Origin of the sequence: Uliginosibacterium sp. 31-16 (genome assembly GCF_030730865.1) — a bacterium.
In the GTDB taxonomy this organism is placed as follows: Bacteria; Pseudomonadota; Gammaproteobacteria; order Burkholderiales; family Rhodocyclaceae; genus Uliginosibacterium.
Genome location: NZ_JAVALZ010000002.1, coordinates 592,483 through 611,126, shown reverse-complemented (window position 1 = coordinate 611,126; position 18,644 = coordinate 592,483). Strand labels below are relative to the sequence as shown.

At 60.8% G+C, this 18,644-nt stretch carries 16 protein-coding genes and 1 tRNA gene; 13 read left to right on the top strand and 4 right to left on the bottom strand.

The window, feature by feature from the left end; all coding sequences use genetic code 11:
• Positions 1-59: 59 nt before the first annotated feature.
• The 4 genes from Q9Q94_RS10600 to ilvN all read left to right on the top strand — a co-directional run bounded on the left by Q9Q94_RS10600 (position 60) and on the right by ilvN (position 4,613).
• Positions 60-539 carry a CBS domain-containing protein gene (locus tag Q9Q94_RS10600; RefSeq protein ID WP_305980036.1) on the top strand — a complete coding sequence of 160 codons (480 nt, stop codon included), beginning with the start codon at positions 60-62 and terminating at the stop codon, positions 537-539.
• A gap of 92 nt (positions 540-631) precedes the next feature.
• Positions 632-2,332: an AMP-binding protein gene (locus Q9Q94_RS10595; RefSeq protein ID WP_305980035.1), complete on the top strand. Its 1,701-nt coding sequence runs from the start codon at positions 632-634 to the stop codon at positions 2,330-2,332.
• Positions 2,333-2,665: 333 nt separating this feature from the next.
• The gene (gene ilvB, locus Q9Q94_RS10590; RefSeq protein ID WP_305980034.1) at positions 2,666-4,330 is read left to right on the top strand and encodes an acetolactate synthase large subunit; all 1,665 of its coding nucleotides are present in this window, start codon (positions 2,666-2,668) and stop codon (positions 4,328-4,330) included.
• A gap of 1 nt (position 4,331) precedes the next feature.
• The gene (gene ilvN, locus Q9Q94_RS10585) at positions 4,332-4,613 is read left to right on the top strand and encodes an acetolactate synthase small subunit (protein ID WP_305980033.1); all 282 of its coding nucleotides are present in this window, start codon (positions 4,332-4,334) and stop codon (positions 4,611-4,613) included.
• Between the two features lie 118 nt (positions 4,614-4,731).
• On the opposite strand, the gene Q9Q94_RS10580 is transcribed toward ilvN, so the two are convergent.
• Both Q9Q94_RS10580 and trxB read right to left on the bottom strand, forming a co-directional pair.
• Positions 4,732-5,577 (bottom strand): Smr/MutS family protein, encoded by an 846-nt coding sequence (locus tag Q9Q94_RS10580; protein ID WP_305980032.1) that lies wholly within the window; start codon positions 5,575-5,577, stop codon positions 4,732-4,734.
• Between the two features lie 129 nt (positions 5,578-5,706).
• Positions 5,707-6,663, bottom strand: a complete 957-nt coding sequence (trxB, locus tag Q9Q94_RS10575; protein WP_305980031.1) for a thioredoxin-disulfide reductase — start codon at positions 6,661-6,663, stop codon at positions 5,707-5,709.
• Between the two features lie 277 nt (positions 6,664-6,940).
• On the opposite strand from trxB, the gene Q9Q94_RS10570 reads away from it, so the two are divergent.
• The 4 genes from Q9Q94_RS10570 (at position 6,941) to Q9Q94_RS10555 (ending at position 11,989) form a co-directional block, all read left to right on the top strand.
• Positions 6,941-7,615 carry a Crp/Fnr family transcriptional regulator gene (locus tag Q9Q94_RS10570; protein ID WP_305980030.1) on the top strand — a complete coding sequence of 225 codons (675 nt, stop codon included), beginning with the start codon at positions 6,941-6,943 and terminating at the stop codon, positions 7,613-7,615.
• An 86-nt stretch (positions 7,616-7,701) separates the two neighbouring features.
• Positions 7,702-10,023: a DNA translocase FtsK gene (locus Q9Q94_RS10565; protein WP_305980029.1), complete on the top strand. Its 2,322-nt coding sequence runs from the start codon at positions 7,702-7,704 to the stop codon at positions 10,021-10,023.
• Between the two features lie 19 nt (positions 10,024-10,042).
• Positions 10,043-10,654: an outer membrane lipoprotein chaperone LolA gene (gene lolA / locus Q9Q94_RS10560; RefSeq protein ID WP_305980028.1), complete on the top strand. Its 612-nt coding sequence runs from the start codon at positions 10,043-10,045 to the stop codon at positions 10,652-10,654.
• 9 nt (positions 10,655-10,663) lie between these two features.
• Positions 10,664-11,989: a replication-associated recombination protein A gene (locus Q9Q94_RS10555; protein WP_305980027.1), complete on the top strand. Its 1,326-nt coding sequence runs from the start codon at positions 10,664-10,666 to the stop codon at positions 11,987-11,989.
• Here the strand turns inward: Q9Q94_RS10555 and Q9Q94_RS10550 are convergent.
• Positions 11,983-12,246: a hypothetical protein gene (locus tag Q9Q94_RS10550; protein WP_305980026.1), complete on the bottom strand. Its 264-nt coding sequence runs from the start codon at positions 12,244-12,246 to the stop codon at positions 11,983-11,985. The two genes, Q9Q94_RS10555 and Q9Q94_RS10550, sit on opposite strands and share 7 nt — an antisense overlap.
• Positions 12,247-12,516: 270 nt before the next feature.
• Between Q9Q94_RS10550 and serS the strand changes: the two genes are divergently transcribed.
• The 4 genes from serS (at position 12,517) to Q9Q94_RS10530 (ending at position 16,666) form a co-directional block, all read left to right on the top strand.
• Positions 12,517-13,806: a serine--tRNA ligase gene (gene serS / locus Q9Q94_RS10545; protein ID WP_305980025.1), complete on the top strand. Its 1,290-nt coding sequence runs from the start codon at positions 12,517-12,519 to the stop codon at positions 13,804-13,806.
• A gap of 182 nt (positions 13,807-13,988) precedes the next feature.
• Positions 13,989-15,113: a hypothetical protein gene (locus Q9Q94_RS10540; RefSeq protein ID WP_305980024.1), complete on the top strand. Its 1,125-nt coding sequence runs from the start codon at positions 13,989-13,991 to the stop codon at positions 15,111-15,113.
• A 20-nt stretch (positions 15,114-15,133) separates the two neighbouring features.
• A complete protein-coding gene (locus Q9Q94_RS10535; protein WP_305980023.1) occupies positions 15,134-16,051 on the top strand; it encodes a zinc-ribbon domain-containing protein in 918 nt (305 codons plus the stop codon).
• Positions 16,052-16,075: 24 nt separating this feature from the next.
• The gene (locus tag Q9Q94_RS10530) at positions 16,076-16,666 is read left to right on the top strand and encodes a hypothetical protein (RefSeq protein ID WP_305980022.1); all 591 of its coding nucleotides are present in this window, start codon (positions 16,076-16,078) and stop codon (positions 16,664-16,666) included.
• Positions 16,667-16,951: 285 nt separating this feature from the next.
• On the opposite strand, the gene Q9Q94_RS10525 is transcribed toward Q9Q94_RS10530, so the two are convergent.
• Positions 16,952-17,027 (bottom strand) — tRNA-Val (locus Q9Q94_RS10525).
• A gap of 125 nt (positions 17,028-17,152) precedes the next feature.
• Here Q9Q94_RS10525 and gltX point away from each other — a divergent pair.
• Positions 17,153-18,541 (top strand): glutamate--tRNA ligase, encoded by a 1,389-nt coding sequence (gene gltX / locus Q9Q94_RS10520; RefSeq protein WP_305980021.1) that lies wholly within the window; start codon positions 17,153-17,155, stop codon positions 18,539-18,541.
• The last annotated feature ends 103 nt before the right edge of the window (positions 18,542-18,644 follow it).

Below are 18,644 nucleotides of genomic sequence, written 5' to 3'. Positions count from 1 at the left end.
TGCGGCGCACTCGGCACGAACGGTATGTCAGAGCTTGCCGAAACTTTCAGGAGGAAATCATGCTGCTGAGTGATGTGCTGGCGATCAAGGGCAAGCTGCTCTACACGATTTCTCCGCAGAAAACCCTGGCGGATGCATTGGCGCTGATGACCGAGCAGGACATGGGTTCGCTGGTCGTGATCGAGCAGGGCGCACTGAGCGGCATGCTGACTTTTCGCGAGGTGCTGGCGGCAATCCATCAGGCCGGACCCGCCTGGCAGAGCGTGCCGGTGGCCGAGGTAATGCTGCGCGACCCGGCGGTGGGCGAACCCCGCATGGATCTGCACGAGCTGCGCAGCCACATGATCGATCATCACCAGCGTTATCTGCCAGTCGTGGAAGGTGGCACGCTGCTGGGCGTGATTTCGTTTCATGACGTGGCGCGTGCCGTGCTGGAGGAGCAGGGCTTCGAGAGCCTGATCCTGCGCAACTTTGTGCGCAACTGGCCGGATGAGGTCTTGCCGGTCGGCAAGCCGAGCGCCAATTGTTCTGAGCGTTGATAAGGCTAAAACCTATACGTTCGGGTATCCTCTCGCTCCATTAAAACTGCCAGTGCTCGTGCTGCACTGCAGTGTAATCAAGGGGTTGGTGGATGGAGAAGGTCTGGCTGAAAAGCTACCCGGCAGGCGTGCCGGCAGAAATCGATTTGGCGGAATATGCCTCGCTGGCGGATTTTTTCGCGCGGGGCGTGGCGCGTTGGGGTGACAAGGTCGCCTACATCAACATGGGGGTTCAGCTGACCTATCGTCAGGTCGATGCACTTTCTGCCCGCTTTGCTGCCTATCTGCAGGGCACGCTGGGGCTGCCCAAGGGTGCGCGCATCGCATTGATGATGCCGAATGTGCTGCAGTATCCGGTGTGCATGTTCGGTGCGTTGCGCGCCGGCTACACCGTGGTCAATTGCAACCCGCTGTACACCCCGCGCGAACTGGAACATCAGCTCAAGGATTCGGGCGCTGAAGCCATCGTGGTGATGGAAAACTTCGCGCATACCCTGCAGGCGGTGATTGCGAACACGGCAATCCGGCATGTGGTGGTGACCAGCCTGGGCGAAATGCTCGGCACGCTGAAGGGCTCGCTGATCGATTTCGTCGTGAAGCGCGTGAAGAAAATGGTGCCGAAGTGGCAGTTGCCGCAGAGCATGCGCCTCTCGCGGGCTTTGACACTCGGCAGCCAGCAGGCTTTGCAGCCGGTCGAGGTGACGCGCGATGACATTGCGTTCCTGCAGTACACCGGCGGGACAACCGGGATTGCCAAGGGCGCGATGCTCACGCACGGCAACATTCTCGCCAACCTGTTGCAGGCTCAGGTGTGGATCGGCGGCCGCTTGCGCTGGGGCGGTGAGTTCGTCGTCACCGCGCTGCCGCTGTATCACATCTTCTCGCTTACCGTGAATTGCTTCGTGTTCTTCATGATGGGTTCGCGTAACTTGCTGATCACCAATCCACGGGATATCGGTGGCTTCATCAAGGAGCTGACGAAATATCAGTGGTCGGTCATTTCGGGGGTCAATACGCTCTTCAACGCGATGATGAGCCATCCGAAATTTCCGTCGCTGAGTTTTGCCGACCTGCGCCTGTCTGTCTCGGGGGGCATGTCGCTGCAGAAAACCGTGGTGGACAAATGGCGTGCCTTCACCGGGCATACGCTCATTGAAGCCTATGGCCTGACCGAGGCGTCACCGGGTGTGTGTTGTTGCCCGATCGACCAGACCGAGTACAACGGCTCGATTGGTCAGCCGGTGCCGTCGACCGACATTTCGCTGCGGGACGAGAACGGGCAGGAGGTGGCACTTGGCCAGCCGGGCGAGCTCTGCGTGAAGGGGCCGCAGGTGATGAAGGGCTACTGGAATGCGCCTGCCGATACGGCACAGGTGATGACGGATGATGGCTATCTGCGTACCGGTGACATTGCCCTTGTGGACGAACTGGGCTTCGTGCGTATTGTCGATCGTAAGAAAGATACGATTCTGGTGTCCGGTTTCAATGTGTATCCGAATGAGGTAGAAGATATCGTCGCCACTCACCCTGGTGTGGCCGAGGTCGCCGCCATCGGCGTTCCCAGCGAGCATTCCGGTGAGGCAGTAAAGATCTTCGTGGTGAAAAAGGATTCGGGGCTGACCGAGAAAGACCTGATCAGGCATTGCAAGAAGAGCCTGACGGGCTACAAGGTGCCGCATCTGATCGAGTTTCGAAGTGATTTACCCAAGACTAACGTCGGTAAAATTTTGCGACGTGCCTTGCGGGATGAAGAGCTTCTGAAAGCGCGGACTGAGGCTGCGCGCGCCTCCTGAGGCGTTTAGTGCCATGCAGACCATGGGCTTCTCGGGGTTATTCGCCGCGCTGAGGACACTTGTGTGTTGTCGTCCCCTGTGCTTCAATTGAATCGCGTTTCTCACTTCTGTTTGGCAACCTCTTCGTGAACTCCGCTCACTGCATCGCTGACCGTTCTGCTTCTGTCACTTCCGTGGCAGCTGTAGTCGTACGCGTAGTAGTAAGCGTAGGCGGCAACGCGCCGTAACGGGGACGAGTCGAGCTCAAGAGATTCAACCCCGCCGGCGCGAGCCGGGCGGGGTTTTTTTATGCCCCACGGCATCGCTGGCCAAACCCAAAATAGGAGCATGAACATGCAGTTGAACGGGGCCCAATTGATTGTCAGGCTGCTCGAGCAGCAGGGCATCACCACCCTTGCCGGCGTTCCCGGCGGTGCCGCCTTGCCGCTTTACGATGCCTTGTCGCAGAGCACGATTCTTCATCACGTACTGGCGCGTCACGAGCAGGGTGCTGGTTTCATCGCCCAGGGCATGGCACGGGTGAGTGGCAAGGCCGCAGTCTGCCTGTCCTCCAGTGGCCCGGGTGCAACCAATCTTGTCACCGCCATTGCAGACGCCAAGCTGGATTCGATCCCGCTGGTGTGCATCACCGGGCAGGTGCCAAGCAGCATGATCGGCACCGATGCCTTCCAGGAGGTGGATACCTACGGCATCTCGATTCCGATCACCAAGCACAACTGGCTGGTGCGCGATGTGCGCGATCTGCTGGAGATCATTCCGGCCGCTTTCCGGATTGCCGAGTCCGGGCGGCCTGGCCCTGTGTGGGTGGATGTGCCCAAGGATGTGCTCAGCGCAAAAATCGAGATCGAGGCCCTGCCACTGCCGGCGGTTCGGGATGCCCTGCCGGAGGCGGATTCCGGTCTGATCGGCCGCGCCGCTGAACTGATCAATGCAGCCAGAACTCCGGTGCTGTATCTCGGCGGTGGCGTGATCGCCGCCGAGGCCAGCGCAGCGGCGGTAGCTCTGGCTGAAAAGGCGGGCTTGCCGACGACCATGACCCTGATGGGCCTTGGTGTCATGCCGATGGATCACTCGCTGTCGCTGGGCATGCTGGGCATGCATGGCGCCCGCTATACCAACTATGCGCTGGAGGAGGCCGATCTGCTGATCGTGCTGGGCGCGCGCTTCGATGACCGCGCGATTGGCAATGCGGAGAAGTTCTGTCCGAACGCTGCGGTGGTGCATATCGACATTGATCCGGCCGAGCTGGGCAAGATTCGCCGCCCGAACGTGGCGATTCATGGTGATGTGGCGCGCGTGCTGGAACTGTTGCTGACGCAGGTGCAGGCAAATCCGCGGGCCGCATGGGTGGCTCGCGTGAATGATCTCAAGCGTCAGCATCCGCTGGCCTTGCCGGGCATGGATGATCCGCGCAGCCATTATGGGCTGGTGCGTGCCGTGGCAAGTCTGCTGGATGATGAGGCGGTGATTGCGACGGATGTAGGTCAGCACCAGATGTGGGTGGCGCAGGCTTATCCCTTCCGTCGTCCGCGCCAATGGCTGACTTCGGGCGGATTGGGAACCATGGGTTTCGGTATGCCGACGGCTATCGGTGCGGCATTGGCGCAACCCGAGCGTACGGTGGTGTGTTTTTCCGGCGATGGCAGCCTGAAAATGAATATCCAGGAAATGGATACGGCGGTGGAGGAGGGCGTCAACATCAAGGTGGTGTTGATGAACAACCAGTCGCTTGGCCTCGTGCACCAGCAGCAGGACATGTTCTACGGCCAGCGCATCTTTGCGGCGGACTATCGGCACCAGACCAATTTCCAGATGATTGCAGCCGGCTTCGGCATGGCGGTGTATGACCTCGACAAGACGGACGATCCGCGGGCGATGCTGGCGGAGGCACTGGCTGCGCGAGGCCCGGCGCTGATTCATTGTTCGATCGACGTGAACCAGAAGGTGTTCCCGATGGTGCCCCCGGGCGCGGCCAATACCGAAATGATTGGAGGCTGAAATGGACGTGCAGAAAGTGGTGCTGGAACTGACAGTCAAGAATCACGCGGGAGTCATGTCGCACGTATGCGGTCTGTTCGCGCGGCGTGCCTTCAACGTGGAAGGCATTCTGTGCATGCCGATTGCAGGCAGCGACGAGAGCCGGATCTGGTTGCTGGTTTTTGATGACGCGCGCCTGTCGCAGATGATCGCGCAGGTGGAAAAACTCGAAGACGTGGTGCGCGTGGTCCGGCATGGCGCCGATCACCAGGTGTTCGAACGGCTCGAAGAGTTCTTCAAGTAAGCCTCTGCAGGCGCGTCCTGTATTTGCGGGATCGTGTCTTGCAGGGCTTCTCTTTCGATCTGGCGCAGGACAGGTTTGGGTCGGATATCCACGCTTGGGTGTCCGACCCAAACCACATCTATAGCAAGGGCGCGGGTCTTGCGGATGCCTTGAGCAGCACGATCAGGGCGCCGGCGCCGCCATCCGGCAGGCGTGCCTGACAGTAGGCCATCACATCCGCATAGTTCATCAGCCAGCCGGCGACGAGTTTTTTGAGCACCGGCTCGCGCCCAGGTGAGCCACGTCCTTTGCCGTGCACTACGCGTACGCAGCGGATGCCTTCCTTCTTCCAGCGCCCCATGCAGGCGGCGAGCAGTTCGCGCGCCTCGTCGCGGTTGCAGCCGTGCAGATCGATCTGATCCTGTACGACCCAGCGGCCCCGGCGCAGATCGCGGATGACCGAGCGCGGGACGCCGTTTTCCAGATAGACCAGCTCATCACCCCCCTCCAGACGCAGCTCCAGTGATGTTGGCGCGTAGATGGATTCGGCCAGTGCGGCCTGCTCGTCGCGTTCGCGCTGCAGCGGGCGCGGCGGGGGCTTGGGGGTTTCGGGGACGATCTTGTCTGTCTTGATCGGCTGCACGCCACGCAAGGCTGTAGCCAGATCGGCCGCCTCGCCGGAGAGCGGCTTGTGGTGAGGATCTTCAGCCAGCCATGCTGCAGGTACCCAGTCGTCGCCCTTCTTCGGCAGGGCTGCCTGAAGATCCTTGTCCAGAGCCGCTTCGCGGGCACGTGGCAAGGGCGCAGGTTTACGGTTTCCGATTTCGGCGCGATTGTGCGCGGGCAGGGCGGTGACACCCGCAAGCGCGTGGCGGAGCAGGCTGGCCTCGTCGACTTCGTCAACGGCAACAACCCGCCGGGGGGCGGGTTGTTCTTTCAGCTTGCGCTTGAGTTCGGCGAGCGCAGGCAGGCGGGTCTTGCTCATACAGTCAGGAAGCCGCAACAAAATGGAGTGAAGCGTAGCGAAACGGTTCTGGCTAGGCGCACCGACGCTGACAGTACAAGGCGTACGGCAAGGAGGTGCAACAACGCCAGAAACATTTTTTACGGCTTCCTAGAGGGAGCCGAGGTAGCGCTCCGCGTCTAGCGCCGCCATGCAGCCGGTGGCGGCCGAGGTGATGGCCTGGCGGTAGTTGTGGTCTGCCACGTCGCCAGCGGCGAAGACGCCCTTGATGGTGGTCTGGGTGGCGTTGCCGTGCTGGCCGGTCTGTACCGTGAGGTAGCCGGTTTCGTTCATGTCGAGCTGACCCTTGAAAATCTCAGTGTTCGGCGCATGGCCGATGGCGATGAACACGCCTTGCAGGGCAATGTCTTTCGTCGCGCCGGTTTTGACGTTCTTCACGCGCATGCCATTCACGCCTTTGGCGTCGCCAAGCACTTCGTCGAGCGTGGAGTCCAACTCCAGCACGATCTTGCCTTCCTTCACCCGCTCGTAGAGCTTGTCGATCATGATGGCTTCGGCGCGGAACTTGTCGCGGCGATGTACCAGCGTCACCTTGCTGGCGATGTTGGCGAGATACAGGGCCTCTTCCACGGCGGTGTTGCCACCACCGATCACGGCGACTTCCTGATTCTTGTAGAAGAAGCCGTCGCAGGTGGCACAGGCGGAAACGCCGCGGCCGGAAAATTTCTCTTCCGAGGGCAGGCCCAGATACTTCGCAGTGGCGCCTGTCGCGATGATCAGTGCATCGCAGGTGTAGGTGCCGGAGTCGCCCACCAGCGTGAAGGGGCGCTCGGTGAGTTTGGTGGTGTGGATGTGGTCGAAAATGATCTCGGTGTTGAAGCGACGAGCGTGCTTTTCGAAACGCGCCATCAGTTCCGGGCCTTGCACGCCATCGGCGTCGGCGGGCCAGTTGTCGACTTCAGTGGTGGTCATGAGCTGGCCGCCCTGAGCCATGCCGGTAATCAGCACCGGTTTGAGGTTGGCGCGTGCGGCGTATACCGCAGCGGTATAACCGGCCGGGCCGGAGCCGAGAATGATCAGGGGGTGGTGCTGGGTCGTTCCGCTCATGGGGGCTCCTGCTTTGAAAGTATTGTGTGTGCGGATTATAGCCGAGGCGGCTGGATGAGCCGATTGGTGTTGGCAATCGGACCGATTGTCCGGACCGTGCGCAGATATTTGCGCACGGTCATGTCGGATGGTTCCATCCGTGATATCCGTCACATATACTTGGCGGAATACAATACTCATGCAGGCATCTTGCCGCATGAACGACAGCAGAACCTGGTGGGTTGAGCCAGGCATTATCTGCGCCCGATGCTCGGCATCGTGAGCGCGCGGAGGGTGAATGAGCAACAGGCATGCGGTTTCGGCTACGGCCCTGAGTACCTTGCCGGTATTCCAGGGGCTGGAAATCGGTCAACTGGAAGAGATTGCGCGTCACGCCGGCATGCGCCGGGTCGCTCGCGGGGTTGCCGTGGTGCAGGCTGGCGAGGCTACAGACAATGTCTACTTCGTGCTGAACGGCAGCATGAAGGTTCTGGTCAGTGACGAGGATGGGCGTGAGGTGATCTTCACCATCATTGGCCAGGGCGCCGTTTTTGGCGAAATGGGGATGCTGGATGCGGCACCGCGTTCGGCTTCGGTGGTCTCTGCCATGCCATCCGATCTGGTGGTGTTCTCGCAAGCGGATTTCCTGAACATCATGAAGACCTACTTCGATGTGTGCCTGCGTGTCATGGGGAATCTTGCCCAGCGTCTGCGAGAGGCCGACAGGAAAATCGAGAGTCTGGCGCTGATGGACGTATATGGCCGGGTGGCGCGCCTCCTGCTGGATCTGGGCGAGCAGGTTGATGGCAAGTGTGTCATCCGCAAGAAAATCTCCAAGCAGGACATCGCCAAGATGATTGGAGCCTCCCGTGAAATGGTGTCCCGGGTGATGAAGGATCTGATTGCCCGCGGCCTGATCGAAGAGTGTGCCAATGGGCATCTGGTGCTGCTGGAGCAGATTGACGCCCTCTGATCGCTTGCTTGCGTTGCGCATGGGGGGGCTGGCTTGGCCTGTCTGTATAATCCCTGATCCTTACCGTTCGCCGCGCGCCTGAACCCATGCTGTTTCGCTCTGCCAACCGCTCTCCTAGCCAGCCGCTGCCCGAGAAAATCGGTGCCTTGTTGCGCGAGGCGGGCTGGCTGCTGCTGGCTGCGGCCGGAGTTTTTCTGGCCATGATCATGTTTGGTTACACCCAGGCAGATCCTGGCTGGTCGCATGCGGTCGACACAGCCCGCGTCGCCAACCCCGGCGGACGCTTTGGCGCCTGGCTGGCGGATGTGCTGCTGCAATTGTTCGGCAGCTCAGCCTGGTGGCTGGTCATCCTGATGTTCTGGGGCTTGTTGATTGGTGGTCGGCGGTTTCGTGAAGATCTGGACTCGGATCACCGCTCATTGATCATTGTACTGGCAGGTTTCTTCATCGTGCTGCTGACTAGCTGTGGCATCGAGGCGGTGCGTTTCCACAGCAGCCACGCGAGTCTGCCCGGAGTGCCGGGCGGGGTGATCGGCACCGAGTTTGGCAGCATGGCGACCCGCTACCTCGGATTTACCGGCGGCACCCTGATTCTGCTGGCGGCCTGGGCCGGTGGATTGAGTCTGTTCGGTGGTTTTTCCTGGCTGAATGCGGTCGAAAAGCTGGGATATGCTCTGGAACGCACCTGGGAGCTGGCGCGGAATGCCCTGCAGCGCTGGCAGGATCGCAAGGCCGGCAAGGAAACTGCCGTCAAGCGCGAGGAGAAGGTCAAGCGCGAGCGCAAAAAGCGGGAAGATGCGCCGCCGATGGAAATCCACATCGAGCCGGCCATGAAGACTGAGCCGATCAAGATCGTCGAGGCCGCGCGTACGGACAAACAACGGCAGGTCGGTCTTTTTGGTGATGCGGGCGCCGGTGGGGGACTGCCTGCTCTTAATCTGCTGGACATGCCCAGTAACGATGTCGAGCCGCCTTCAGTTGAATCCCTCGAATACACCTCGCGTCTGATCGAACGCAAGCTGGCCGATTTCGGCGTGGAGGTGAAGGTACTGGCGGCGTATCCGGGGCCGGTGATTACGCGCTACGAGATTGAGCCCGCGATCGGGGTGAAGGGCGCCCAGATCATGAATCTGGTCAAGGATCTGGCCCGTGCCTTGTCCGTGGTCAGCATCCGCGTGGTCGAGACGATTCCCGGCAAGGCCTGCATGGGCCTCGAAATTCCGAACGTGAAACGCCAGACCGTGCGGCTGTCCGAGATCATTGGTTCGAGGGTCTATCACGACATGGCTTCGCCGCTGACCGTGGCGCTGGGCAAGGATATCGGCGGCAACCCTGTCGTGGCGGATCTGGCCAAGATGCCGCACCTGCTGGTCGCGGGTACGACTGGCTCAGGCAAGTCGGTGGGCATCAACGCGATGATCCTGTCTTTGCTCTACAAGGCAGAGGCCGACAAGATCCGTCTGATCCTGATTGACCCGAAGATGCTGGAACTTTCCGTTTACGACGGCATTCCGCATCTGTTGGCCCCCGTGGTGACCGACATGAAGCACGCCGCGCACGCCTTGAACTGGTGTGTGGGCGAGATGGAACGGCGCTACAAGCTGATGTCCGCTCTCGGCGTGCGTAATCTGGCCGGCTACAACAAGCAGATCGCCGACGGGATGAAGTCCGGCTCGCCGATCAAGAATCCGTTCTCGCTGACACCCGAAAATCCCGAGCCGCTGGATTCTCTGCCGATGATTGTGGTGGTGATTGATGAACTGGCTGACCTGATGATGGTGGTCGGCAAGAAAATCGAGGAGCTGATTGCACGTCTGGCGCAGAAGGCACGTGCTGCCGGCATTCACCTGGTTCTCGCTACCCAGCGCCCGTCGGTGGACGTGATTACCGGTCTGATCAAGGCCAACATCCCCACACGCATGGCCTTCCAGGTGTCCAGCAAGATCGACTCACGTACCATTCTTGACCAGATGGGGGCCGAGTCTCTGCTGGGCATGGGTGACATGCTCTATCTTGCTCCAGGCACCGGTTTCCCGACGCGGGTACATGGCGCCTTTGTCGACGACAAGGAAGTGCACAAGGTCGTCGAGTTTCTCAAGACTACCGGCCAGCCGAACTACGTGGAAGGCATGCTCAGCGGCGCTTCGGAAGAGGGGGGCGAAGGCTCCGGTGATCTCTTTGGCGAGGGCGGTGGCAACAGTGACGGCGAGTCGGATGAGCTCTACGACAAGGCCGTGGCAATCGTGTTGCAGACCCGCCGCCCCTCGATTTCGCTGGTTCAGCGCCATCTGCGCATCGGTTACAACCGTGCTGCCCGCCTGATCGAACAGATGGAAAAGTCCGGTCTGGTTTCGGCGGCGAATGCGACGGGCAGTCGCGAAGTCCTCGCGCCAGCCCGCGAACAGTAATTTTCTGGAAACTCTCCGCATGAAAAAAATGATTCTTTCGGCCTTGTGTCTGGCTTTGCCGACACTGGCTTCCGCTGCTGCCATTGATCAGCTGCAGGCATTTCTGGATGGCACCAAGACAGCCAAAGCCAGTTTCAGCCAGAAAGTCATCTCCAAGACCGGTCGCGCCGGACAGAATGCCAGCGGTACGATGAGTTTCCTGCGTCCGGGCAAGTTCCGCTGGGAGTACACCAAGCCCTACAACCAGCTGATCGTGGCGGACGGCAACAAGCTGTGGAGCTACGACAAGGAGCTCAATCAGGTCGTCATCAAACCCATGAGCCAGGCATTGGGCGCTACGCCGGCTGCGCTGCTGGCGGGCAGCAATGATTTCAAGAAGAACTTCACGCTCAAGGAAGATGGCGCCTCCGATGGTCTCGAATGGGTGGAGGCAATGCCGCGCAACAACGAGGCTGGTTTCGAGCGTGTACGCATCGGACTGAAAGGTAATCTGCCGCAGACCATGGAAGTACGCGACAACTTTGGCCAGACGACTGTGCTGCTGTTCGGCAGTTTCGAGCGCAACCCGAGTTTGCCGGCGGATACGTTCAGCTTCACGCCGCCCAAGGGGGCGGATGTGGTGGGCGAGTAAGCTGTATCGATGACTGATCTTTTCTCTGCCCCGCCTGCCCCTGACAAAGTCCCCCTGGCCGAGCGCCTGCGCCCGATTACGCTGGACGATGTGGTGGGTCAGCTGCATCTGCTTGGCCCTGGCAAGCCGCTGCGCCTGGCGGTGGAGTCCGGCAAACCTCACTCCATGATCCTGTGGGGGCCGCCGGGGGTAGGCAAGACTACTCTGGCGCGGCTCATGGCACGGCATTTCGATGCCGAGTTCATGGCCTTGTCGGCGGTGTTTGCCGGTGTGAAAGATATCCGCGAGGCGGTCGCGCAGGCCGAGATGCTTCGTGACACAACGGGGCGTCGCACTATCCTGTTCGTGGATGAAGTCCATCGTTTCAACAAGAGTCAGCAAGATGCATTTCTGCCCTACGTTGAGTCGGGTTTGCTGACCTTCATTGGCGCAACCACCGAAAACCCTTCGTTTGAAGTGAATTCGGCACTGCTCTCGCGAGCTTCGGTGTACGTGCTCGACAGCCTCAAGCCCGAGGAAATGCAGCAATTATTCGCGCGTGCCTGCCGCGAAGCCTTGCCCGATCTGAGCTTTACCGATGAAGCGCGTGACCGTCTGATCGGCTGGGCCGATGGTGATGCACGGCGTTTCCTGAATGTGCTGGAAACGCTTGAAACAGCGGCCAGTGCCGCAGGCGTCCGCGAGATCACCGGCGAGTTCGCCGAATCGACGCTGGCGCAGAATCTGCGCCGTTTTGACAAGGGCGGCGAAGCCTTTTACGACCAGATATCGGCTCTGCACAAATCAGTGCGTGGTTCAAATCCCGATGCCGCCTTGTACTGGTTCGTGCGCATGCTGGATGGCGGTGCAGATGCCTTGTATCTGGGGCGGCGCATCGTGCGCATGGCAGTGGAAGACATCGGCCTGGCCGACCCGCGGGCCCTGACCCTGTCGCTGGAGGCCTGCCAGACCTATGAACGTCTTGGCTCACCCGAGGGCGAGCTGGCGCTGGCGCAAGCAGTTGTATATCTGGCAGTGGCGGCCAAATCGAACGCACTGTACATGGCCTACAACGAGGTACGGCGTTTCGTGAAACAGGATGTGAGCCGGCCGGTGCCGATCCATCTGCGCAATGCACCGACCAAGCTGATGAAGGATCTGGGCTACGGCAAGCAGTATCGCTACGCGCACGACGAGCCGGGCGCCTACGCTGCCGGTGAAAACTATCTGCCTGAAGGGATGCCTGCAGTCAGCTGGTATGAGCCGACTGACCGCGGGCTGGAAGCCAAGATTGCCCAGAAGCTTGCCTACCTGAAAGGTCTGGATCGCGCAGCGCGAGACGCCGGGGATCAGTGAACGAGCGGGTGTGCCGAGCGGAATTCGGCATACACATGGAGCACGTGTTCTGCTTTATCCATGGCGCCATGGGCCATGGCTTCCGAAACCAGATCGGAGAGGCAACTGCAGATCAGCGCCACGCCCTCGTCGGTTTGCACCAGGCTGCATGCCATCGGGCCTGCGATTTCCTCGGGGATGTGCTCGTGTTCGGCGAACAGCTCCACTTCGTCATCGGTCAGATCACAGTAATCCAGGCAGTCTTGCATGGTTAACATTTCATCGGGCTCCTCTGCTGGTTTTGTGCGGCATGTGGCTGATTCTTATGTGAGCCACACACTCCAAGCTAGCGGACCCGAGGCGTATAGCCAGTTGCCATTGGCTATGCGCAGAGCAATGTGCAATTGCATTCGGCAATGTCCGGTGCAGAGCCCGTGGCAGAGCGATCAATACTTGAGCGTATGCGACAAAACTTTGCGCTGCACAAAGGCTGATTTCGTTGCGTCGTGTAAACTGCGCCCTCCAGAAAAACAGAATTCTCCATCGCCATGCTTGATATCCAGCTTCTCCGCACGCAACTCGATACCGTTGCCGAGCGTTTGGCCAGTCGCAATTTCGTGCTTGATGTCGTTGCTTTCCAGTCCATGGAAGACGAGCGCAAGACTCTGCAGACCCGCACTCAGGAGTTGCAGTCCAGGCGCAACAGCCTCTCCAAGCAGATCGGCATGCTCAAGGGCAAGGGCGAAGATGCTTCTGCCGTGATGGCCGAGGTTGGTGGTCTGGGCGATGAGCTGAAATCCTGTGAAGAGCAGCTGGGGGCCCTGCAGACACGCTTGAATGATTTCCTGGCCCGCATCCCGAATCTGCCGAACGAAGCCGTGCCGGTGGGCAAGGATGAATCGGCCAATGTGGAGGTGCGTCGCTGGGGCACGCCGCGCGTGTTCGATTTCCCTGTCAAGGATCATGCCGATGTCGGCGAGCCGCTGGGTCTGGATTTCGATATGGGAGCCAAGCTGGCCGGGGCGCGTTTCTCCTTCCTCAAGGGGGGCATGGCACGCCTGCATCGCGCGATTGCCCAGTTGATGCTGGATACGCAGACCGGCGAACATGGTTATACCGAGTGCTACACCCCCTATATCGTGAATCCGGATGTGCTGTTCGGCACGGGACAGCTGCCGAAGTTCGCCGACGACATGTTCCGTGTCGAGCGTGGCGGTGAAGACGGTCAGACCCAGTACCTGATTTCGACTTCGGAAATTTCCCTGACCAACATGGTCAAGGACTGCGTGCTCAAGGCTGAAGATCTGCCGATCAAGCTGACCGCGCATACCCCGTGCTTCCGCTCGGAAGCCGGCAGCTATGGACGCGACACCAAAGGCATGATTCGTCAGCACCAGTTCGACAAGGTCGAGATGGTGCGCATCACGAAGCCGGAAGACAGCTACGTGGCGCTCGAGGAGATGGTTGGCAATGCCGAAGCCGTGTTGCAGAAGCTGGGGCTGCCGTATCGTGTCGTAGCGCTGTGCACCGGCGACATGGGTTTCTCTGCCGCGCGTACCTACGACCTTGAGGTCTGGCTGCCGGCACAGAATACCTTCCGCGAGATTTCTTCGGTATCCAACTGTGAAGCTTTCCAGGCGCGGCGCATGCAGGCGCGGTTCAAGGCCGAGACCGGCAAGAACGAGCTGGTGCACACCCTGAACGGTTCCGGCCTGGCGGTAGGCCGAACCCTCGTGGCGGTGCTGGAAAACTACCAGCAGGCTGACGGATCGGTGGTGATTCCGGATGCGCTCAAACCCTACATGGGGGGGCTGGAAGTGCTGAAACCCCAAGCCTGATCAGCGATTCGGACGGCACAAACAGAAAGCTCCCTGCGGGGAGCTTTCTGTTTGTGCCGTCGGGCGGGCGTGGTCTGCCCTTTGGAGCACTGAAATACCGGCTTTCGGGCAAGCCGGTAACATTCGTCCTTCGCGTGTACGCAGGCAGGCGCAAGACCTGCACTTTGTTTCTTGGGGGAAACATGCTTGGTAACCTGACCACAGACAGTCGGTATTCCGTGCTTCGCGCGGTCGAAGCGCTCTCGAACTGGAGGGCACTGGCGCTGATCGGTGCGGCTGCTCTGCTGACTGCCGTGCTTTATGGGGTGGGTGCCCGGCTCGGTTTTTTCATGCTGAGCCTGACCGCATTGATCGGCATGGTGGTGATGGCTGCCGGTATGAGCGCAGCCGGGGTTTGCCTGCTTGATCAGGGGCGCAACAAGCCGCTGCGCAGCTTGCCGGAATACTTCGCGGCGGGGCTGGTGGCATTGCCTCGTCTGCTTGGGCTGGGCCTGCTGATCGTGCTGGCCTACCTGGCCCTGTTCATCATCTCTGCCGTGCTGCTGTTCCTGTGCAAGATTCCGGTGCTGGGCGCCTTGCTGCTGGCCGTGCTGATTCCGGTTCTGGTCACGGTTTTTGCGCTGGCGGCAGCCGCGGTTTACATCATGCTGGTGCTGGCGGCACCGGCAATCTGGGATGGGCATGGCGTCCTGACGTCCTTTTCTGCGGCACTGAAGATTGCCCGTACCCATCCGTGGGAAGTGCTGACCAAGATCGCACTGGGCCTGATCCTGTGCTGGCTGGTGTCGGCATTCTTTCTGGCCTTCGTGATGCTGGCCAGCCTCCAGGTCGGCGGTCTCAGCGCCAGCATCATTGGCGTGGGCGGTGGTTTCGGCTTGGCCGGTCTGGGGGGCATGGGGCATGGCATGGACGGCGCTGGCGGGCTGATGATTGCGGCCGCATTCGGCTATGGTCTGGTCTTTGCCGTTGTGGCTGCGCTTCTGTCGATGATGCCGGTGATGGTGTCCGTGCTGACCTGGCTGGAATTCAGCGTGAAAATCAATCTGGAGGAAGCGGCCGCCGAAGCGGCAGGAGCGCTCCAGTCCGTGAAGCAGACGGTGGCCGAGGCGCAGCAGAAATATGCAGCACCCGCCGCGCAAGCCGCATCGAACAAGGCTGACGCGCCTGCCACGCCGGAGAGCCGCGTGCAGCAAGGCGCTGCCGCCGACCTGCCGGCAGATAAAGCAGCGGCGCGGTGCTCCAGGTGTGCTGCGGACGTGCCGGTTGGTGATATGTTCTGTTGCGTGTGCGGCCAGCGCATGGCCTGACAGTCAAGCGGGAGAGAGTGATGATCTGCGCCAATTGCCAGAATGTACTGAAAGACGACGCCAGATTCTGTGGCAAATGCGGTACGCCGGTAGCGGTGCCGGCGAGCGATGCCCTGATTTGCCTCGTATGCAATACGCCGATCAAGCCGGGCGCCACGTTCTGTGGCAAGTGCGGCACGCCGACAGGCGGAGCCGACTCCGACATGACCGTGATCCTGCCGAAAGCGGGGGCCAAACCCGCCGCCCCGCCGGCCAGCCCGGCAGCTGTGCCGGCGACACCAGTTCCGCCTCCGGTGAGCGGCAATGCCGAGGATGGTGCGACGGTGATTTTGCCGGCCTCTCATCCGGCGCGACAGCCCGCTCCGGAACCGGCGCGTCCCCCTGCGCCCAAGCCGGTCCGGATGTCATTGCCCGAGTCGGCGGCAGAAACGGTCATGTGTCTGGACTCGCTGCAACATGCATCAAAGAAAAAACGCCCGGATGCGGCTGCGCGCGCACCAAGCTCATCGCTGGCTCAGGAGCTGGAGAAACAGCTTGGCGGAGCTGAAGGAATCGAAAGAAAAGGCAAGACGGCGGTTGCCGCAATTTTTGCAGCGCTGGGGGTTCTGGTGCTGGTCGCTCTGGGCGCAGGCTGGTATCTCACGCGCAGTAGTATGCCGCCGGCGCCCGTCGCGACTGCGGCCGTTTCCGAGCCGGTAGCGGAGCCTGCGGTGTCTGTTCCCGTAGCCATGGAATCCCCGCCGATGGAGGCCGCGTCTGCGCCGGTCGTGGTCGAAGCATTGCCGGTGATTGAGCCGGCGCCTGCGCCCGCCCCGGCGCAACCGCAGGCAGAACCGACCAAGCCAACGAGCAAACCTGCTGCCCGGCCGGTGAAGAAACTGAGCGAGGAAGAAGAGTATCTGCGCCAGATTCGTCGTCAGCTTGAGCAGCAGCGCTGAGCCGATTTTTCAGGAGAAAGAGTAATGAAACGAATCATGATGATTGCTGGCAGCCTCGCGCTGGCAGCGTGTGCCAGCAATTCCGGCAAGAACGAAACTCCGCCCCCGCCGGCGGCTGAGAGCGCACCGATCGTCTATGCCGCCAAGCCGACGACGAACCTGTTTGCACCCTGGCTGCTGGTGCGTGATCGGGATGTGGCGGATGCGCGCGCCTTTGACGAGATGGTACGCAAGCTGAGTCTGCCGGTTGCTTCGGACGTCTCGCGTGTAGCGCAGAAGAATGACGAAGGCCGCAGCCTGATCGTGGATGTCTGGAAGGGCACCAACATGGGTGTGCCGCCGGCCGCACTCAAGAAACGCACGCCACAACTGCAACAGGCCGTGACGCTGGCAGGAGAGTTTGCCGCGAACCGTGGCGAGCAGGCGCGCATCATTGTGTCGGTGAGCGATGCCGACAAGCCTTCCGTACGCAAGTGGCTGGAAAGCGGACTGGCCAAGGGACGCGGCAGGTTCCCCACCGAACTGCAATGGAAACCCCTGAAGAAGGGCGATCTGCCTTTCGTCCGGATTGAGCCGGCTGACCCGCAATACGCTTTCGGCCCGTTCAGCAAATAAGCCCGAATGCGTGGCGGACTGCAGAAAGCCTCCTTCGGGAGGCTTTTGTTTTTTCAGCCGCAGCCGCGAGAGCCGCATGCAGCGCACCTCTGCAGCATGATGTGCTGGAAATGACCGTGGATGATGAGTCTTGGGGGCAGGGGGCTGCAGAAGCAGGCTGGAAGCCGCTTTGCGGGAAGCCATGAAAGTGGCGTTGGGTCGCCATTCCTGCAGGCCAGTGTGTAATGCGCTGGCGGCGAGAGCAGGCATGAAAAAGCCCGGCGCAAAGGCCGGGCTTTCATGTTCTGGTAGGCGATACTGGACTCGAACCAGCGACCCCGTCCGTGTGAAGGACGTGCTCTACCAACTGAGCTAACCGCCTGCAAGCTTGGGGAAAAAATGCTTCCCGTCACAAGAGAGGCCGAATTATAGGGAGAGATTTCCACTTCGTCAAAGGTTTGATCGCTTAAAATAGCGGGCTTCCGATTTAATGATGAGCCGTACGCCATGAGCACTCCCGTTCGTACCCGTTTTGCCCCCAGCCCGACTGGTTTTCTGCACATTGGCGGTGCGCGCACAGCGCTGTTTTCCTGGGCCTATGCGCGTCGCCACGGCGGGCAATTCATCCTGCGCATCGAGGACACGGACGTGGCGCGTTCCACGCCCGAAGCCGTGCAGGCGATTCTGGACGGCATGAACTGGCTGGAGCTGACGCATGACGAAGGTCCGTTCTACCAGATGCAGCGCATGGATCGCTACAAGGAAGTGATCGGCCAGATGCTTGCCGCCGGCACGGCCTATTACTGCTACACGCAGCCCGAAGAGCTGGAAGCCATCCGTGAGGCACAGCGCGCACGCGGCGAAAAACCGCGCTACGACGGCCGCTGGCGTCCCGAAGCGGGCAAGACGCTGCCGGCCATTCCGGCGGGCGTGCAGCCGGTGGTGCGCTTCAAGAATCCGGTGGATGGCGTGGTGGCCTGGGATGATCTGGTCAAGGGTCGTATCGAGATCGCCAACGCCGAACTCGATGATCTGGTGATCGCCCGCGCCGATGGCACGCCGACCTACAATTTCTGTGTGGTGGTGGATGACTGGGATATGGGCATCACCCAGGTGATCCGCGGTGATGATCACGTGAACAACACCCCGCGGCAGATCAACATCCTCGCCGCGCTGGGCGCGACGCTGCCGCAATACGCGCACCTGTCGATGATTCTGGGCGATGACGGCACCAAGCTCTCCAAGCGCCATGGCGCGGTGAGCGTGATGCAGTACCACGAAGAGGGCTACCTGAAGGAAGCGGTCATCAATTATCTGGCGCGTCTGGGCTGGAGCCATGGTGATGACGAGATCTTCTCGCGCGAACAGCTGGTGGAGTGGTTCGATCTGGATCACATCACGCCCTCGGCCGCACAGTTCAATACCGAAAAACTCAAGTGGCTGAACGCGCATTACATCAAGCAGACCGAGCCGGCAGTGCTGGCGGCGGATGTGGTTACGCGTCTGGCTGCGCGCGGCGTGGATCTGGCGGCCGGGCCCGATCTGGCGGCGGTGGTGGCGTTGTACCGCGAGCGTGTCTCAACCTTGGTCGAGCTGGCGGACAGCGTGGAGCCGTATTACCTGCATGCACAGCCGGGAGCCGAGTTGACCGCACAACACCTGACCGAGACCGCTTTGTCTGCGCTGGGCGTGCTGGCGGGCAAGCTGGCTACGGCGGCATGGGACAAGGCGGCCTTGAGTGCGATCATCAAGGAAACCTGTACGGAGCTGGGTCTGAAGATGCCGCAGCTGGCGATTCCGCTGCGCGTGAAATTGCTGGGCGTGGCGCAGACGCCGTCGATCGATGCGGTGCTGGAAGTGCTGGGCCGCGAGGCTGTGCTGGCGCGCCTGAAATAAGCATCTATCTGGAGAGTCGCTCCCTGCTTGGCTTTCAGCAGGTCATGTCCGGAAAGTGAGGCAGGGTGTGGCTCTTCAGGTAAGCATCATGTCGGTGGATTGA

Coding starts and splice junctions, on each gene's coding strand:
- trxB (WP_305980031.1), bottom strand. CDS start 6,663: ATGAGCGGAACGACCCAGCACCACCCCCTGATCATTCTCGGCTCCGGC.
- Q9Q94_RS10535 (WP_305980023.1), top strand. CDS start 15,134: ATGATCTGCGCCAATTGCCAGAATGTACTGAAAGACGACGCCAGATTC.
- Q9Q94_RS10550 (WP_305980026.1), bottom strand. CDS start 12,246: ATGTTAACCATGCAAGACTGCCTGGATTACTGTGATCTGACCGATGAC.
- Q9Q94_RS10555 (WP_305980027.1), top strand. CDS start 10,664: ATGACTGATCTTTTCTCTGCCCCGCCTGCCCCTGACAAAGTCCCCCTG.
- Q9Q94_RS10530 (WP_305980022.1), top strand. CDS start 16,076: ATGAAACGAATCATGATGATTGCTGGCAGCCTCGCGCTGGCAGCGTGT.
- lolA (WP_305980028.1), top strand. CDS start 10,043: ATGAAAAAAATGATTCTTTCGGCCTTGTGTCTGGCTTTGCCGACACTG.
- Q9Q94_RS10540 (WP_305980024.1), top strand. CDS start 13,989: ATGCTTGGTAACCTGACCACAGACAGTCGGTATTCCGTGCTTCGCGCG.
- Q9Q94_RS10580 (WP_305980032.1), bottom strand. CDS start 5,577: ATGAGCAAGACCCGCCTGCCTGCGCTCGCCGAACTCAAGCGCAAGCTG.
- Q9Q94_RS10595 (WP_305980035.1), top strand. CDS start 632: ATGGAGAAGGTCTGGCTGAAAAGCTACCCGGCAGGCGTGCCGGCAGAA.
- ilvB (WP_305980034.1), top strand. CDS start 2,666: ATGCAGTTGAACGGGGCCCAATTGATTGTCAGGCTGCTCGAGCAGCAG.
- Q9Q94_RS10565 (WP_305980029.1), top strand. CDS start 7,702: ATGCTGTTTCGCTCTGCCAACCGCTCTCCTAGCCAGCCGCTGCCCGAG.
- Q9Q94_RS10600 (WP_305980036.1), top strand. CDS start 60: ATGCTGCTGAGTGATGTGCTGGCGATCAAGGGCAAGCTGCTCTACACG.
- serS (WP_305980025.1), top strand. CDS start 12,517: ATGCTTGATATCCAGCTTCTCCGCACGCAACTCGATACCGTTGCCGAG.
- Q9Q94_RS10570 (WP_305980030.1), top strand. CDS start 6,941: ATGAGCAACAGGCATGCGGTTTCGGCTACGGCCCTGAGTACCTTGCCG.
- ilvN (WP_305980033.1), top strand. CDS start 4,332: ATGGACGTGCAGAAAGTGGTGCTGGAACTGACAGTCAAGAATCACGCG.
- gltX (WP_305980021.1), top strand. CDS start 17,153: ATGAGCACTCCCGTTCGTACCCGTTTTGCCCCCAGCCCGACTGGTTTT.